We start from the raw sequence: 14,868 nt of genomic DNA, 5'->3' as shown, positions 1-14,868 counted from the left end.
ACGAAGGCAGGCCAGATGGCCTGCCTTTCTGTCTCGCAAACAAAAACGCCAACACTGGCCTGAAGACCGGACCACGTGCGGCAATGACGCATGGTACCGGGCCCTGGTGTGGCATCATCTACGCTGCCGGCTCCCGCAAAAACGATCTCAGCCTGTCCATACCGCCCGGCGCCCAGCCAAGTGCCCGCAGCTTGTCCGTGGCCATGATACCGGGCCTGTCGTCCGCGTTTTCCGGCAGTTTTCCGGAAGAGCCTGATGATCCGGCATAGAGCTCCAGCAGCTCCCGCCGGTCGAGCAGGAGATCCGACACGTTGAAGACATCGAACGGTTCGGACCTGTCTGTCTCGAGAAGCAATGAGACAGCATCGGCCAGGTCCGCGCCATGGACTTCCGTTGCCCGCCTGGGTGCGATGGTTTCCCCGCGCGTGAAAGCCCCGAACAGGGGCGACCATTTGTGGTCCTGCAGTCCCGGCGGCCGGCCATAGACCCCGGTTGCCCTGAGCACGCTTCCGCGGAATCCGTTTCCGCACAGTTCCGCCAGAGCCCGTTCTCCCGCGAGCTTGACGTCTCCATAGAGCGAATCCGGCCGCGGGATGTCCGTCTCGTGCAGCAGCTCGCCGCCACGGTGGTCGCCATAGACCGCCCGGCTGGAGAGAAACACACACCGCCGGCAGCCGGCAGCCTTGGCCGCCTCGAACAAGCGGCGGCTGCCATCCACATTGACGGCCCTGAAGGTTGCCGGATCGTCACCCTCCCCGCCCCGGAAACGGCCGGGTTCGTGCAGCAGCGCGCAATGTACCAGCGCGTCGGCCACGGGTAGGCCGGGATGGGGACCGGCCAAATCGAAGGGCTGAAATGCGGCCGGGAAACCGTCGACCTGTCGACGGCCGAGGATCGTGACCTGATGTCCGTCCCCGGTCAGCCGCGCCAGGATGAACCGGCCGACACTGCCGCTCGCTCCTGTCAGAAGAACCTTCATTCAGGACGCCTTGAGCGCCGCCCCGTCCAGCGGACCCGGCAACGCGGACATGTCCTCGGGGATGCCGTCGCCGGTGGCAAAGGCCTGCCAGAGATCGATCAGCGGCCGCAGCCGGTCCACCTTGTCATGGCCCGTTTCCCAGGGTTTTTCGTACTGGTAATGGAGCACATGGACCTGGCTCCAGTCCCACAGCTCCGGCAGGTTGAACCAGACATACTGCAGCATGTTGTAGAAGACCGGCAGCCCGTGCCAGTCGGGAAAGAAGCTCTCCAGGAAGGTCTGGTCGGTCCTCCGCCAGAACGCGTCCGGCTGATCGAGCCTGTCCAGCATGGCGGCAAAGGTGCCTTCGTCGGGCGCCGCCGTGAACACGCCGCTGTTCATGCGGTGAAAGTCCTTGAGGCTTTCATAGACATTCGGCGCGGCGCAGAATTCGGGATACCCGAACAGCTTGTCCAGGTTCTTCAGGACCAGCGCATCGGCATCGATGAAGACAACCCTGTCATAGTCGGTCAGTTGCCAAAGCCGCAGCTTGACGAAATTGTCCAGCGGCGTGTGGAACACCGGCTTGCCGCCCTTGGTGAACGGCGCCGCCTTGTGAAGGCGACCCCGTTCGTGGCGTTCGTTGAAGGCCTCGGAGGTCGGCAGGCGGTCGCAGCGCCCCAGACGGGGGCCGAAGCCCTTCAGGGTGTCCAGATCCTGCTCATCGACACCGGGCGTATAGAGCACCACCAGATCGGCGGATGTGCCGCTGTGGCGGAGCGAGCGCAGCAGCGCGGAGGCGCCGAGCACGTAGTCCTGGTTGGTCACCAGCGTCACATAGGCGAACCGGCTGCCCGGCGCCCTGTCGAATTCGGGAACGTCACCCATGCGCCGGCCTCAGGAGACGGATTTCAGGCGCGGATGCTCCGGATCGTGCTCGATCTCTTCGGCAATTTCCCTGGTCCATGCCGAGACGGCGGGCACACGGCTGCGGTCGACACGATAGGCATAGTTCTTGGCGACATCGACCACCTCGGTCAGCAGGCCGTCTTCCAGCGTGGTCGGGTTGAGGCCCAGCTCCAGGAACTGTTTGTTTTCCACCACCAGGTCGTTTTCCGCGGCTTCCTTGCGCGGGTTCGGCAGATAGGCGACCTTGGCGCCGGTCAGGCGCGAGATCAGCTCGGCCAAGTCACGCACGCGGTGGGTTTCGGTCATCTGGTTGAACACCTTGACCCGGTCCCCCTTGGCGGGCGGATTCTTCAGCGCCAGTTCGATGCAGCGGACCGAATCCTGGATGTGGATGAAGGCGCGCGTCTGGCCGCCCGTGCCATGGACGGTCAACGGATAGCCGATGGCGGCCTGGATCAGGAACCGGTTCAGCACCGTGCCGTAGTCGCCGTCATAGTCGAACCGGTTGATCAGCTGCTTGTGACGAAGCGTCTGTTCGGTGTGGGTGCCCCAGACGATGCCCTGGTGCAGGTCGGTGATCCTGAGACCGTCATTCTTGGCGTAGAACTGGAACAGGAGCTGATCCAGGCACTTGGTCATGTGGTAGATCGAGCCGGGATTCGCCGGATAAAGGATTTCCTGGGCTGCCTTGTCACCGTTCAGGGTCTCGACATCGACACTGAGATACCCTTCGGGAATTGCCGCGCCGACACTGGAATAGCCATAGACCCCCATGGTGCCGAGATGGACCAGATGGGCGTCCAGGTCGAGATCTACCATGGCGTTCAGGAGATGATGCGTGGCGCCGACATTGTTGTTGACGGTGTAGTTCTTGTGCTGGTCCGATTTCATCGAATAGGGCGCGGCCCGCTGTTCGGCGAAATGGATGATGGCATCCGGCCGGTTCTCCGCCAGCCAGGCCTTGAAAACCTCGTAGTCCCGGGCAATGTCAATCAGGTGGAAGCGGATGGTGTTGCCGGTTTCCTGCTTCCAGATCCGGGTGCGCTCCTGGATCGAATCCATCGGTGTGAGAGACTGTACGCCGAGTTCGGCGTCGATCCACCGGCGGCTCAGATTGTCGATGATGTGGACCTCATGGCCCTGGTCGGACAGGTGCAGAGACGTGGGCCAACCGACAAAACCATCACCGCCAAGTATCGCAATCTTCACTGAAACTCTCCCTGGATTGTACGTGGGGAACGATGGGGCGTTCCTATTGTTTCATCTGAAAGATCAGATCATTGCGATATTTCCATGACAACTCAACATCGAACTTCGCGATTGATACATCAAGGACCATTGGTCACGGGAAAGCCGTGTACCGGTCATGTCGTCGCGCGTATCTCGAACGCCCCGGTGGCCGGGCTGACAGGATCCAGATTCGTGACGGTATTGACCCGCGCCAGTGAAGGGCCATGCCAGAGCGCGTCCAGCATGTCCACGACCGTGTCCGAAGGTCCGGAAAACACGGCCTCGACCGCACCACCGGGAATGTTCTTGACCCAGCCGGACAGCTCCCGTGCTACCGCCTCGTCGGCGCACCAGGCCCTGTAGCCGACGCCCTGCACCCTGCCTTCGATCAGCACGTGAACGGTCAATGGATCTGCTGTCATCAAGCACTCCCTGTCAGTCGCTGGGAAGAGCTTAGAGCGCTTCGGAACCGGTTGCTAGGCCTTCGCGAGTGTCTCTGCGCGTGTGGCCCGTTTCTGCTCGTCCAGCATCACGATCAGTGATGCACCGACGATGACCAGAGCTCCCGGCCAGAAGGCGCCGCCCGGAGCAAACCCGAAGGCAAGAAACCCGACGGCAATGTTGAGTGGCAGCTTCAGGTGGTCGAAGGGCTGCACGAAGGCGGCATCGGCCTTCTGGTAGGCCAATGTCAGCAGGTAATTGGCCAAAACGGTCAGGACGCCGGCTCCCACCAGCAGCCACAACGCCGGACCCGAGGGCACGATCCCGCCCTCGCCCAGCGCCAGGAGCGCATTGACCGGGGTCAGCAGCAGCAGCAGGTAGACGGTGATGGAATCGGCCTGTTCAGTCGCGGTCAGTTTCTTGGTCACAAGGGACGTGCCTGCCCAGAAGGCCGCCGCAGCGACCGGCAGCAGTGCCGCCAGGCTGAAGGTTTCCGTCCAGGGCTCCAGAATCACCATGCCCCCGGCAAAGCCGGCAATCGTCGCCAGCCAGCGCACAGCTCCGACGCGCTCGCCGAAGAACAGCTTGGCACCGATGATCACGAAGAATGGCGAGGTCATGACCAGGGCGATCGCCTGCCAGATCTGGACCTGCGACAGGCCGGCTACCCAGAGCTGGATGCCGACCACCGCCAGGGCACCACGCAGGAGATGCCATCCCAGGTGCCGCGTCTTCAGAGCCGAAATGCCGCGACGCAAGACGAAGGGCAACGCAACGACAAGCCCGAGCGCATATTGCCAGAACGCCGCCGAGGTCGACGGCACGCCAAGCTGCATGGTCGAAGCCTGCAAGGCTCCGTTGACGAGGGCGAAAGAGGCCCCTGCCCCGATCATGGCAAGGGCGGCCAAAAGGGGTTTCCTGGAATTGGCCGACATGGCGCAGTCCTTTCCGAGCTTTGTTCCGTTATCAGTCAGAACAGTCTCAATAAGACACGCGCCCGCAGGCCATGGTGAAACGGCATGCGGCCAAGTTCTCTCTCATCCGGACTGTGACCGTCGGCTCCGGCGTCTCACCGGATCTGCTGACCCTTGCGTTCGTAGCCGCAAGGCGCTCGCGGGCTCCAGGTTTCCCTGATACCGCCGGTGGGGAATTGCACCCCGCCCCGAGAACTGCTCTCTCGTGTTCATTACGCCCACAACACGCGCAGCGCAATGGAAGCAATCAAAAAATTCAGTGATACTGAAATTTCGCCAATAAGGTCCGAGTTCGTGCCTCGGAGCGGTCTTGAAAGATACGGGGCCGGACATGAACCCGGCCCCGCTGTCAATTTAGCCGGCATCGTCCTTGGCAGCAAAAGTGACGCGGTGCGCCTCCCAAGAACCGGGAGGCTCAAGCTTGCGCAACAACGTGTTGATGACCGCGTCCGGCACTATTGCCGCCCTGGCCCGGTTCTGAGAGTACAGTTTGGCCGGCTCAGGCTCCAGATAGACGATCTCGACATGCGCACCGTAATCGCGCAGCAGTTTAAGAGGTTTCGCTCTCAGCTGGGCCGAAATGTTGGTGGCGTTCCAGACAAAATCCCGCCCGTTGCGCAAGTGATCGCGTGCCGCTTCATAGGCTGCCTGGATCACCCTGCCCTGATTACCCGTCGCAGGTTGACCAAGCTCGTCTCGCAAGGCATCGAGACTGACGACGGGAACATCCGGACGGTTCCTGGAAATCCAGGTGTCCTTTCCAGCACCCGGCAGTCCCGACATGACCGTCACGCGGCACCGGAAGTCTTCGAACGCCACGTAGTACGGATCCCGGTCGGGCTTTTCGAAAAAGGCGACCCGGCTTTCGTCATTTGCAAATGCAAAGGGCATTGCCAGGCAACCGGCGTCCTCGAACGTCTGGCGCGCCAGGGCGACATTGACCAGGATACTGTCCTGATCCGAACAGATCCGGCCCATCGCGTCGGCCTCGGCATGAAGGCACAGTAGATCCGGGCGGCACTTCCAGGATGTCTCGATGGCAAGACGCGCCGGATGTTCCCGTTCGATAAGCCAGAAGGGCAGTTGATGCGCGGCGATCAGACCGCACAGCTTTTCCCGCCAGGCGAAGGGAGCCCCTGCATCCCACAAGCACCGTCGGGCCATGGCCGCACCGACCCGGGAATGTCCCCTGGAGGTGATGCGGCCATCGTCTTCGGTCTTGGTCGTTGCCGGCTTGCCGACATTGTGGAGCACCGCCGCCCAGAACAGGCAGGAACGGTCTTCCGGGTTCAGTTGCCGCCAGGCTTCCATTGACACCAGCGCCTCCACGACCATGCGCGTATGGCGACCGACGTCTCCTTCCGCATGATGGACGGGGTCCTGCGGACAACTGTCCAGCAGCGAAAGATCCGGCCACAGCGGCCAGATTCGATCCCAGTCAGAGCGCCAACCGGGAGCGGTTGGCACAAGGTCTTGCAACTCGGCGAAAGACACTTTCTCAGATCGCGTCGGGATCATCATAGGCTCCTTTCACCGCCAGTTCGGGTGCGAAGATGTCAATCCCGTCCGCCAGACGATTGGGCAAGACCGGGCGGGACTGCCAGTGACCGTCCGCGTCCGTGATCGCCTGAATAAAATCCGCGCGGACGAACTTGAACCGTCCGGTCACGGACCTTCCCTCCTCCTGCTTCACGTAAAGCCCTTCCGCCAGATCGGAATCCTCCGTCTGCCGGTCGACCATCGCGAGGCGATTACCGGAAGCCAGCGCAGCCTCCCGCAGCGCTTCTCGCCAGTCTGCGGACTTGTAGAGCGACGGTTTGACCAAGCTTTCTAGCTGTGCGGCCGAGGTTAGTTCCCCCTGATAGACAACGGGAACCGGCATGACCGGCAGCCCGAACAGGGCGGCGCGACGCTCGGCGGTGCTCAGAAACCGTCCGCTTTCCCTGTCGAGAAGATCGAACTCGAGGAAGAAATGCGGCAGATGATCATAAAACACCGTGTGTTTGGCATAGAGCCATTCGCCATACATGACAAAGCGCGCGCCAAGCACCTCCCGGAACCTGTGCGCGTGTGCCGACGCCCAGGTTTTCAGAAGATCGAAATGCCGTTCGCGGTGTCCGCCTGTCAGGAAATGCCCCCGGCTTTGAAGCTGAAGCCGCCCGTCCCGGTCAAACGACACGGCACAATTTGCGCCATCGATTTTTTCTTCGACTACAAGTGTTTGCCCAGCCAGGCCAGACAGGGGCTGGTCGTCGGACAAGTCCCCCTGTTGCAGGCGTGACCCTTCCAGGTGACGCGTGCGTGGATATTTGATGAGATCCATGAGTTTGCTCAATGTTATCCGTGTCCGAAGCAACGCATTGATCCGTTCCCCGGTCCTCAATAAGACCGGTGGCAAAGGACAAACATGAACGGGAGCCACGGAAGGTGCACGTGTAGAAGCCCCGCTGCCGCGGAAGCTGTTTGAAACAACACTGTGCAAGATCACATTACATCGAACTGACCTGTCGGGTCTGGAGTGGCAATCCTGCTGTTATACGGAAGGCGCAAAAAAAGGGAACCGGTTACGGCCGATCCGGCCAACATGGCTGAAAGCCGTGTCCTTCGCACAACAGTCCCCAACGAGAACACCTGCGATTGACGGCCCCGTTGCGAGGGCATCGAGCCGCTTAGTCCGCACAGACCCGGTTCCGGCCGGCCTGTTTGGCCCGGTAAAGCGCGTCATCCGCGCGTACGATAACCTGGTTGACGGCTTCATTCTTGCCCGCCGTCGCCACCCCGATGCTCACGCGCAGCGGGATTTCCTTATCCTCATGCTGATGCGGAGTTGCTTCCACCGTGGCACGAATTCTTTCAGCGAGTTGGAAAGCCTCTTCGGGGTCGCAGTCTTCCAGAAGGATATAGAACTCCTCGCCTCCCGCCCGGGCGAAAACATGCGGATGGTCGAGCATCGTGTCGAGCAGGGAAACAAGATGGCACAAGGCCGTGTCGCCACAGGCGTGGCCATGCCGGTCATTGAGAAGTTTGAAATAGTCCACGTCCAGCACGAGCACGGACAAGGGAACGGACCGGTCCGCCTCCGCCGCGAGTTCGAAGAACCTGCGCCGGTTATAGGCTTCGGTCAGATCGTCGCGTTCCGCCGCGCGCGTGAGCTGGTCCTCGAGCTTCTTGCGCTCTGTAATATCGAGCATGGCCCCGGCAAGGCCGTTCACCTCACCGCTTTCCGAATCCCTCGTGACGGCCTTGTGAAAGGTCACCGTCCGGTATTCACCGGTCGCAAAGCGGACCTCCGCATCATAGATCTGGATCCCGCCCTCGCGCATCAGCGCTTCGTCGGCTTCCTCGTAGACCTTCGCCAGTTCCTGTGGCGCGACGTCATAGACACTCGACCCGCGAACCTTGGCCGCCGGAAGACCGATGAAGCCTTCGAAGGCCTTGTTGCAACCGCTGTAGATCCCGGCCCGGTTCTTGAAGAAGATCGGCGACGGCAGATTGTCGATGGCAGCCTGGAGGTTGTCCCGTTCAACGGCGAGATCCTGGCACCGGCGCCGCAGGCGGGCCTGTTTTTCCGCGATCCCTGCTCCACGCTTCAACGCCAGGGCGAGCTGCGCCGGGTCCCGCGAGGAGACAACTTCGTCCGCACCTCCAGACAAGAGGCGCATCTGTCTCTCGGCCCCCGGCACCTCCTCCACAAGCACGATCACGTACCATTGGTCTTCAACACGGGAGAGCAGCTCCAGACGAAGGCCGTCCGGTGCGTTTTCCTCCAGGAGGCAGATCTGGAAGGCGGCTCCCTCCTGTGGCTTGGAAAGATCGAACGGGTGCAGATGGTAGCCGCGCGGCAACACCGGCGGTCTCTTCCCGTCCGGAGCATAATAACCCACGCTCACCGCCTTATCGGGCGGCGCCGCTTTGCTATCGGCTCCGATGTCGAACATGATAGAGGCCAAGATCCTTTTCTGGAGCGCCCAGACTATTCAACATCGATAAATCCGGCGTTAATAATTCGAGCGATTGAAAACAATCGCCGGAATGGTTCTTTGCCCCGCTCGGGATGCCCTGTTCCAGAAGCCGCTGCCCTAACCTGTGCAGACCGGTTGCAGAAAATCGGAAATCTCGGCCGGCGTGCCGGCGATCAGCACCGGGTGCTCTTCCTCAAGTTCTTCCCGGCTGCCATATCCCCACAGAACGCCGATGCCGGCAACACCATTGGCATTGGCCCCGATGAGATCGTGTTTCCGGTCGCCCACCATGACCACTTCCCTGCCACCAAGGCTCTCCTCCGACAGGATATGGGCAATCAGCTCCGCCTTGGCGGAGCGCGTTCCGTCCAGCTCGGAGCCGTAGACCTTGCCGAAATAGGGCAGCAGGCCGAAATGCTCGACGATCTTGCCTGCATAAGTGTGCGGCTTTGAGGTACACACATGAAGCCGGGTTCCGGCCCCGGCCAGCGTGCGCAACAGGCCGGGAATGCCCTTGATCAGCGTATTCTCGTAGAGGCCCGTCGCCGTATAGCGCTCCCGGTAGTATGCGACCGCCCGGTCGAGCTCGCCCCTGTCCTGCGTGTCCAGCAAAACGCGGAAACTGTCCCAGAGCGGAGGTCCGATACACCAGCGCAGCTCCTCCGCGGCGACGGCAGGCGCCCCCATCTTTTCCAACGCGTATTGAATGGAGCGGGTGATCCCGTCGAATGGGTCGGTCAAGGTACCGTCAAGGTCAAACAGAACGGTCGTAAAGGGCAAGGGATTCTCCCGTGATCAGGCAAACGGAAACGACCCGCAACATCAAGTCGCGGGCCGCTGCACTAACGACGGATGAGACCGGCTGTCAATCCGCAAGGCTGACTGCCCGGCTCAGGAGAACTCCATGATCACGGCATCCACCGCAAGGCTGTCGCCGGGAACCGCCTTGATTGCGGAGACGGTGCAGTCGCGTTCGGCGCGCAGGACGTTTTCCATCTTCATGGCCTCGACCACGGCGAGCTGCTCGCCGGCCTTGACTTCCTGTCCCTCGGCCACCGCAATCGACACCACCAGGCCCGGCATCGGGCACAGCAGCATCCTGGACGTGTCCGGCGGCAGTTTTTCCGGCATCAGCTGGTCCAGCTCGGCAATGCGCGGGGTCATGACCCTGGCCAGGACCGAATAGCCCTGCCAGTCGAGCCGATAGCCACCGCGAACGGGCCGAACCTGAACGGTGACTTCGAGGTCCCCGACCTTGCCGGTCCACATCGGATCGCCCGGCGCCCAGCCGGCCTCCACGGTCGTGACCGGGCCGTCGCCGATCGCCACATCCAGTTCCACGGGTGTTCCCGGATAGCCGGCAGCCAGGCGGATGGGGACATAAGTCTTGTCGAGCTTGATCACCCAGTCCTCGCGAACGGCCCCGGAATGCGGCCGCAGCCGTCCCGGCAGATGATCGAGACGTTCCCGCTCGAGTGCCCCCATCGACAGCGTCACCGCGGCCAGAACCGCATAGGCCCGGTCATCGGGAACCGCCGGAACGAAGCCGTCCGGGTATTCATCGGCGATGAAGCTGGTGGCCAATTCGCCGGATCGCCAGCGTGGGTGGTTCATCAGCGCTGTCAGGAACGGCACATTGTGCTGAATGCCGTCGACATAGAAGGCATCCAGAGCCGCGCTCATGCCGTCGATCGCCTCCGCCCTGGTGGGTGCATGGGTCACCAGCTTGGCGATCATGGGGTCGTAGAACATCGAGATTTCCGAACCTTCGACAACGCCGGTATCGTTGCGGATCGTCAGGTGATCGGTCGTCATCTCCTCCGGCGGCCGGTAGCGCACCAGACGTCCGATGGAGGGCAGGAAATTCCGGTAAGGATCTTCGGCATAGATCCGGCTTTCCACCGACCAGCCGTTCAGCTTGATATCGTCCTGCTTGAGCTCAAGCGCCTCGCCGGCGGCAACGCGGATCATCTGTTCCACCAGATCGACACCGGTGATCAATTCCGTCACCGGATGTTCGACCTGCAAGCGGGTGTTCATTTCCAGGAAAAAGAAACTCTTGTCCTGTCCGGCGACAAATTCGACGGTGCCGGCGCTGTCATAGTCGACCGCCTTGGCCAGGGCGACGGCCTGCTCGCCCATCAGGCGTCTTGTTGCCTCGTCGACCAATGGCGACGGAGCTTCCTCGATGACCTTCTGGTTGCGCCGCTGGATGGAGCATTCGCGCTCGCCCAGATAGATCGCGTTGCCGTGCTTGTCGCCGAGAACCTGGATTTCGATATGGCGCGGATTCTCGATGAACTTCTCGATAAAGACACGGTCGTCGCCGAAGGAGGACGCGGCCTCGGATTTGGAACGGGTGTAGCCGTCACGCACTTCCTCGGCGTTCCAGGCAATGCGCATGCCCTTGCCGCCGCCGCCCGCGGATGCCTTGATCATCACCGGATAACCGATGTCCTCGGCGATCTCCACCGCCTGGTCCGGGCTCTCGATCACGCCCAGGTAACCAGGGACCGTGCTGACCTTGGCCGCATTGGCGAATTTCTTGGATTCGATCTTGTCGCCCATGGCCTCTATGGCCCGCGGGTTCGGACCGATCCAGACGATGCCTTCCTTGGCCAGCATTTGCGGGAAACTGGCCCGTTCGGACAGGAATCCGTATCCCGGATGAACCGCCTCTGCACCGGTTTCCTTGCAGGCGGCGATGATCTTGTCTGCAATCAGATAGGATTCGGCCGCTGTGGCCGGACCGATATGCACCGCCTCGTCGGCCATTTCGACGTGCAGCGCGTCGCGGTCCGCATCGGAATAGACCGCAACGGTCTTGATGCCCATGCGGCGGGCGGTCTTGATGACCCGGCACGCAATCTCACCCCGGTTTGCGACAAGTATTTTCGAAAACATGAATTTCCACCCGACTGGATCGTTTTCTAGTTTGTAGGCCGGGCCAGATTGGCGCGCAACTTATCCAAAGGGCGAGACGTGTTTTTGCGGAGCCGTAGCAATTCTCCGATTTTGCGCAAGATCGACGACAAAACTGGCATGAAACAGCCTCAGAAGTTCATGCTTATCCGAAAATTAACAAAGGTACTGCAGGAATTACGTAGGTGATTTAGGGAAAACCCAATGTTTAGATGCGTAGCGGGCACAATCCTGACGACCATGTTGCTGTCGAGCACGGTCTCCGCGGCCAGTTTTGGCAAGTGGAACAGCGGTGAAGTCAACGGGTTTACGCGATACTGGACAACCAACAGCCTCGGCGCGAGTTTCGTGGTCTGGTGTCATCCCCGGCGCACGGTCAACGGAACCCTGCTTCATATCGAAATCGACGGCGCAACGCCTTCACCCAACACGCGGATCAAGCTGATCATGGATCGGGAGATCCTCGAACTTCCCGTCAACGAACAGGGCTATATCGACAGTGGCTGCCCGACCTGTTCCGACAGTTTCGGCTATGTCTGGCACCGCTTGCGCGCTGCCCACACTCTGGCGGTCAAGTTTCACGACAACCGCTACGCCGGCTTTTCCCTGAAAGGGGCGCGCGAAATCCTCCCGGGACCGGTCTGCCCGACGGACTGGCAAAAGAAAAATCCCAACAGTTGAAACCGATAGCCTTTCGCAACGACCGACCGCCATCAAAAATGTCGAGGTTCCTTGTTTTTTAAGAGAATGTTAGCGCCGTCCTGACAATTTTATCAATAATCGGTTTGGGTACGGGTTATGCAGAAACTTCTTTTCACCTTGATTGCTTTCGTTTTCGCGCCCTTGTCCGCGCATGCGGCCGAGCATGGCAAGTGGCACAGCGACACCGCGCATGGATACGAGCGCTACTGGACCAGAAATTCCACCGGTGCGAGCTTTGCGATCTGGTGCCCGCCGGGGCACAATATCAGCGGTGTCCTGATCGGCATCGACATCAAGGGCCGCCGTCCGACACCGGACACCCTGGTCCGGATCGAACTCGACCACAAGCTCGTGAAATTCAAGGTTGGCCCGGACGGCTACATCCGCAACGATTGCCCGGCCTGTGGCGACAACCTGACCTATTTCTGGCACCTGCTGCGCTCTGCCGTGTATTTCAAGGTGCAGTTCGAGGACCGGCGCTACGCCGGCTTTTCCCTCAAAGGCGTCCGGGAGGCCATGCCGCATTCGGTTTGCTCGAACCAGGTTGCCTCGAACACGCGTTGACAGGCGCCGCACACGCGCGGACGACCGACCTATCCGTGTTTCCAATCACATCTCCGCCACGCTGTCTGCCACATATTGTGCGCCTCGGCTCACCTCGGGATATCATCGTCTGACGAGTTCCCGCGGTAGCTCAACCGTACATCTCGCAAGGCGTCTCATGCCGAGCCAGGAGGTAGACATGTGGAATAAGAAGTTTGTTGCAATTGCGTTTGCTTTTGCCGGTCTCACCATGACCACGGCGGCGGACGCGCAAAACAGGCGGCCGGACGTGCGCCAGATGACCTGTGCCCAGGCCCAGCAGATGGTTCTGCAGCATGGCGCCGTGGTGTTCACCACAGGCCCGCACACCTATTCGATGTTTGTATCGAACCTGAGTTATTGCGACCGCAACCAGGCGCTGTTCACCCAGTACGCCCAGACGCGGGACGCCCGCAAATGCCCGGTCGCCTATGAATGCAAGGAACCGCTGTTCCCGCGTGGCGGCTTCAACCGTTGGGACTGACACGGCGTGCCGCCACCGCACCAGGCGGTGACGCTTGTCCTTGAAAATCGAAGCTTCTCTCAAAATGGAGAGAAGCATCGATTTACCCGGCTAACATACCTCAGAGCGGGATGTTGTCGTGCTTCTTCCAGGGTGTTTCCACCTTCTTGGAGCGCAGCAGCGCCAGCGCCTTGGCCACCCGGCGGCGGGTTGAATGCGGCCGGATGACATCATCGATGTAGCCGCGCTCGGCGGCCACGAACGGATTGGCGAACCGGTCTTCGTAGTCCTTGGTGCGCTTGGCGATCTTGTCCTTGTCGGCAAGTTCCGAGCGGTACAGGATTTCGACGGCGCCCTTGGCGCCCATCACCGCGATTTCGGCGGTTGGCCAGGCATAGTTGATATCGCCGCGGATGTGCTTTGAACTCATCACGTCATAGGCGCCGCCATAGGCCTTGCGCGTGATCACGGTGATCTTGGGCACTGTGGCTTCAGCATAGGCGAACAGGAGCTTTGCACCGTGCTTGATCAGGCCGCCATATTCCTGCGCCGTGCCGGGCAAAAAGCCCGGAACATCGACAAATGTCACGATCGGAATACCGAAACAGTCGCAGAACCGCACGAACCGCGCCGCCTTGCGGCTGGCATCCGAATCCAGCACCCCGGCAAGCACCATCGGCTGGTTGGCGACAATACCGACCGTGCGTCCTTCGATCCGGCCGAAGCCGGTGAGGATATTGCCGGCAAAGTTGCCCTGGATCTCGTAGAAATCGCCTTCGTCGACGGTCTTCAGAACAAGCTCCTTCATGTCGTAGGGCTTGTTCGGATTATCCGGAATCAATGTGTCGAGGCTGGTATCGATCCGTTCAGGATCGTCGTAATTGGTTAGCTCCGGCAGATCGGCCAGGTTGTTCATCGGCAGGAAGTCGATCAGCCGCCGCATCTCCTGCAGCGCTTCCACGTCATTGTCGAAGGCACCGTCGGCAATGGACGACTTGGTCGTGTGAATGGAGGCACCGCCGAGTTCCTCGGCCGTCACTGTCTCGTTGGTGACCGTCTTGACCACGTCCGGCCCCGTCACGAACATGTAGGACGTGTCCCGGACCATGAAGATGAAGTCGGTCATCGCCGGCGAGTAGACATCACCGCCTGCGCACGGCCCCATGATCAGCGAGATCTGCGGAATGACGCCGGACGCCAGAACGTTGCGCTGGAACACCTCGCCATAGCCGCCCAGTGCTGCCACGCCTTCCTGGATGCGGGCGCCGCCGGCATCGAACAGGCCGATGATCGGTGCCCGGTTCTGCAGCGCCATGTCCTGCAGCTTGGTGATCTTTTCCGCGTGGGTTTCCGACAGGGATCCGCCGAACACGGTGAAATCCTTGGAAAAGACATAGACGGTGCGGCCGTTGACCGTGCCCCAGCCGGTCACCACCCCGTCGCCCGGGATGTGCTGTTCCTCCATGCCGAAATCGGTGCAGCGATGCTGCTTGAACATGTCGAACTCCTCGAAGGAGCCCTCGTCCAGCAGCACTTCGATGCGTTCGCGCGCCGTCAGCTTGCCTTTGCCGTGCTGCGCGTCGATGCGGCGCTGCCCGCCACCCAGCCGGGCCGTTTCCCGGCGTTGTTCCAATTCGGCCAGAACTTCCTTCATCCGGTCCTCCAATAAATCCTTGGATGTCGGCGTACCACGATCCTGCCACAAGAGCCTAGTCAGCACATGGG

At 61.1% G+C, this 14,868-nt stretch carries 14 protein-coding genes and 1 riboswitch; of the genes, 3 read left to right on the top strand and 11 right to left on the bottom strand.

Annotated elements, in window-relative coordinates; all coding sequences use genetic code 11:
• Window positions 1–118: 118 nt before the first annotated feature.
• From O6760_RS20945 to O6760_RS20900, 10 genes are all read right to left on the bottom strand, one after another.
• The gene (locus O6760_RS20945; RefSeq protein WP_269581627.1) at window positions 119–979 is read right to left on the bottom strand and encodes an NAD-dependent epimerase/dehydratase family protein; all 861 of its coding nucleotides are present in this window, start codon (window positions 977–979) and stop codon (window positions 119–121) included.
• Window positions 980–1,846: a glycosyltransferase gene (locus O6760_RS20940; protein ID WP_269581626.1), complete on the bottom strand. Its 867-nt coding sequence runs from the start codon at window positions 1,844–1,846 to the stop codon at window positions 980–982. It lies immediately after the preceding gene.
• A gap of 9 nt (window positions 1,847–1,855) precedes the next feature.
• Window positions 1,856–3,076, bottom strand: a complete 1,221-nt coding sequence (locus tag O6760_RS20935) for an NAD-dependent epimerase/dehydratase family protein (RefSeq protein WP_269581625.1) — start codon at window positions 3,074–3,076, stop codon at window positions 1,856–1,858.
• Between the two features lie 155 nt (window positions 3,077–3,231).
• Window positions 3,232–3,519 carry an acylphosphatase gene (locus O6760_RS20930; protein WP_269581624.1) on the bottom strand — a complete coding sequence of 96 codons (288 nt, stop codon included), beginning with the start codon at window positions 3,517–3,519 and terminating at the stop codon, window positions 3,232–3,234.
• A gap of 54 nt (window positions 3,520–3,573) precedes the next feature.
• Window positions 3,574–4,473, bottom strand: a complete 900-nt coding sequence (locus tag O6760_RS20925) for a DMT family transporter (RefSeq protein ID WP_269581623.1) — start codon at window positions 4,471–4,473, stop codon at window positions 3,574–3,576.
• Window positions 4,474–4,563: 90 nt separating this feature from the next.
• Window positions 4,564–4,712, bottom strand: a riboswitch (FMN riboswitch).
• 154 nt (window positions 4,713–4,866) lie between these two features.
• On the bottom strand, window positions 4,867–5,823 hold the full coding sequence (locus O6760_RS20920) for an AAA family ATPase (RefSeq protein ID WP_269586326.1): 957 nt from the start codon (window positions 5,821–5,823) through the stop codon (window positions 4,867–4,869).
• A 187-nt stretch (window positions 5,824–6,010) separates the two neighbouring features.
• Window positions 6,011–6,835, bottom strand: coding sequence for an RNA ligase family protein (locus O6760_RS20915; protein WP_269581622.1), 825 nt, complete (start codon window positions 6,833–6,835; stop codon window positions 6,011–6,013).
• Window positions 6,836–7,181: 346 nt separating this feature from the next.
• Entirely contained in the window at window positions 7,182–8,450 is a 1,269-nt protein-coding gene (locus O6760_RS20910) for a sensor domain-containing diguanylate cyclase (RefSeq protein WP_269581621.1), read from the bottom strand.
• A gap of 141 nt (window positions 8,451–8,591) precedes the next feature.
• Window positions 8,592–9,254, bottom strand: a complete 663-nt coding sequence (locus O6760_RS20905) for an HAD family hydrolase (RefSeq protein ID WP_269581620.1) — start codon at window positions 9,252–9,254, stop codon at window positions 8,592–8,594.
• A 111-nt stretch (window positions 9,255–9,365) separates the two neighbouring features.
• Window positions 9,366–11,378: an acetyl-CoA carboxylase biotin carboxylase subunit gene (locus O6760_RS20900; protein ID WP_269581619.1), complete on the bottom strand. Its 2,013-nt coding sequence runs from the start codon at window positions 11,376–11,378 to the stop codon at window positions 9,366–9,368.
• Between the two features lie 222 nt (window positions 11,379–11,600).
• Here O6760_RS20900 and O6760_RS20895 point away from each other — a divergent pair, with 222 nt between their 5' ends.
• The 3 genes from O6760_RS20895 to O6760_RS20885 all read left to right on the top strand — a co-directional run bounded on the left by O6760_RS20895 (window position 11,601) and on the right by O6760_RS20885 (window position 13,164).
• Window positions 11,601–12,077: a hypothetical protein gene (locus O6760_RS20895; protein WP_269581618.1), complete on the top strand. Its 477-nt coding sequence runs from the start codon at window positions 11,601–11,603 to the stop codon at window positions 12,075–12,077.
• A gap of 117 nt (window positions 12,078–12,194) precedes the next feature.
• Entirely contained in the window at window positions 12,195–12,662 is a 468-nt protein-coding gene (locus O6760_RS20890; protein WP_269581617.1) for a hypothetical protein, read from the top strand.
• Window positions 12,663–12,840: 178 nt separating this feature from the next.
• Entirely contained in the window at window positions 12,841–13,164 is a 324-nt protein-coding gene (locus O6760_RS20885) for a hypothetical protein (RefSeq protein ID WP_269581616.1), read from the top strand.
• Between the two features lie 100 nt (window positions 13,165–13,264).
• On the opposite strand, the gene O6760_RS20880 is transcribed toward O6760_RS20885, so the two are convergent.
• Complete coding sequence (locus tag O6760_RS20880; RefSeq protein WP_269581615.1) at window positions 13,265–14,797, bottom strand: acyl-CoA carboxylase subunit beta; 1,533 nt, start codon at window positions 14,795–14,797, stop codon at window positions 13,265–13,267.
• Window positions 14,798–14,868 lie beyond the last annotated feature (71 nt).

It is taken from the genome of Roseibium sp. Sym1, from assembly GCF_027359675.1.
Taxonomy (GTDB): Bacteria; Pseudomonadota; Alphaproteobacteria; order Rhizobiales; family Stappiaceae; genus Roseibium.
The sequence above is the reverse complement of the archived record's forward strand: the minus strand, read 5'-3'. Positions and strand labels throughout refer to the sequence as shown.

Excerpts from the sequence above, each read along its gene's own strand:
- O6760_RS20925 (WP_269581623.1), bottom strand. The coding sequence starts at position 4,473 with ATGTCGGCCAATTCCAGGAAACCCCTTTTGGCCGCCCTTGCCATGATC.
- O6760_RS20890 (WP_269581617.1), top strand. The coding sequence starts at position 12,195 with ATGCAGAAACTTCTTTTCACCTTGATTGCTTTCGTTTTCGCGCCCTTG.
- O6760_RS20920 (WP_269586326.1), bottom strand. The coding sequence starts at position 5,823 with ATGGAAGCCTGGCGGCAACTGAACCCGGAAGACCGTTCCTGCCTGTTC.
- O6760_RS20915 (WP_269581622.1), bottom strand. The coding sequence starts at position 6,835 with ATGGATCTCATCAAATATCCACGCACGCGTCACCTGGAAGGGTCACGC.
- O6760_RS20895 (WP_269581618.1), top strand. The coding sequence starts at position 11,601 with ATGTTTAGATGCGTAGCGGGCACAATCCTGACGACCATGTTGCTGTCG.
- O6760_RS20880 (WP_269581615.1), bottom strand. The coding sequence starts at position 14,797 with ATGAAGGAAGTTCTGGCCGAATTGGAACAACGCCGGGAAACGGCCCGG.
- O6760_RS20885 (WP_269581616.1), top strand. The coding sequence starts at position 12,841 with ATGTGGAATAAGAAGTTTGTTGCAATTGCGTTTGCTTTTGCCGGTCTC.
- O6760_RS20940 (WP_269581626.1), bottom strand. The coding sequence starts at position 1,846 with ATGGGTGACGTTCCCGAATTCGACAGGGCGCCGGGCAGCCGGTTCGCC.
- O6760_RS20910 (WP_269581621.1), bottom strand. The coding sequence starts at position 8,450 with ATGTTCGACATCGGAGCCGATAGCAAAGCGGCGCCGCCCGATAAGGCG.
- O6760_RS20930 (WP_269581624.1), bottom strand. The coding sequence starts at position 3,519 with ATGACAGCAGATCCATTGACCGTTCACGTGCTGATCGAAGGCAGGGTG.
- O6760_RS20945 (WP_269581627.1), bottom strand. The coding sequence starts at position 979 with ATGAAGGTTCTTCTGACAGGAGCGAGCGGCAGTGTCGGCCGGTTCATC.
- O6760_RS20900 (WP_269581619.1), bottom strand. The coding sequence starts at position 11,378 with ATGTTTTCGAAAATACTTGTCGCAAACCGGGGTGAGATTGCGTGCCGG.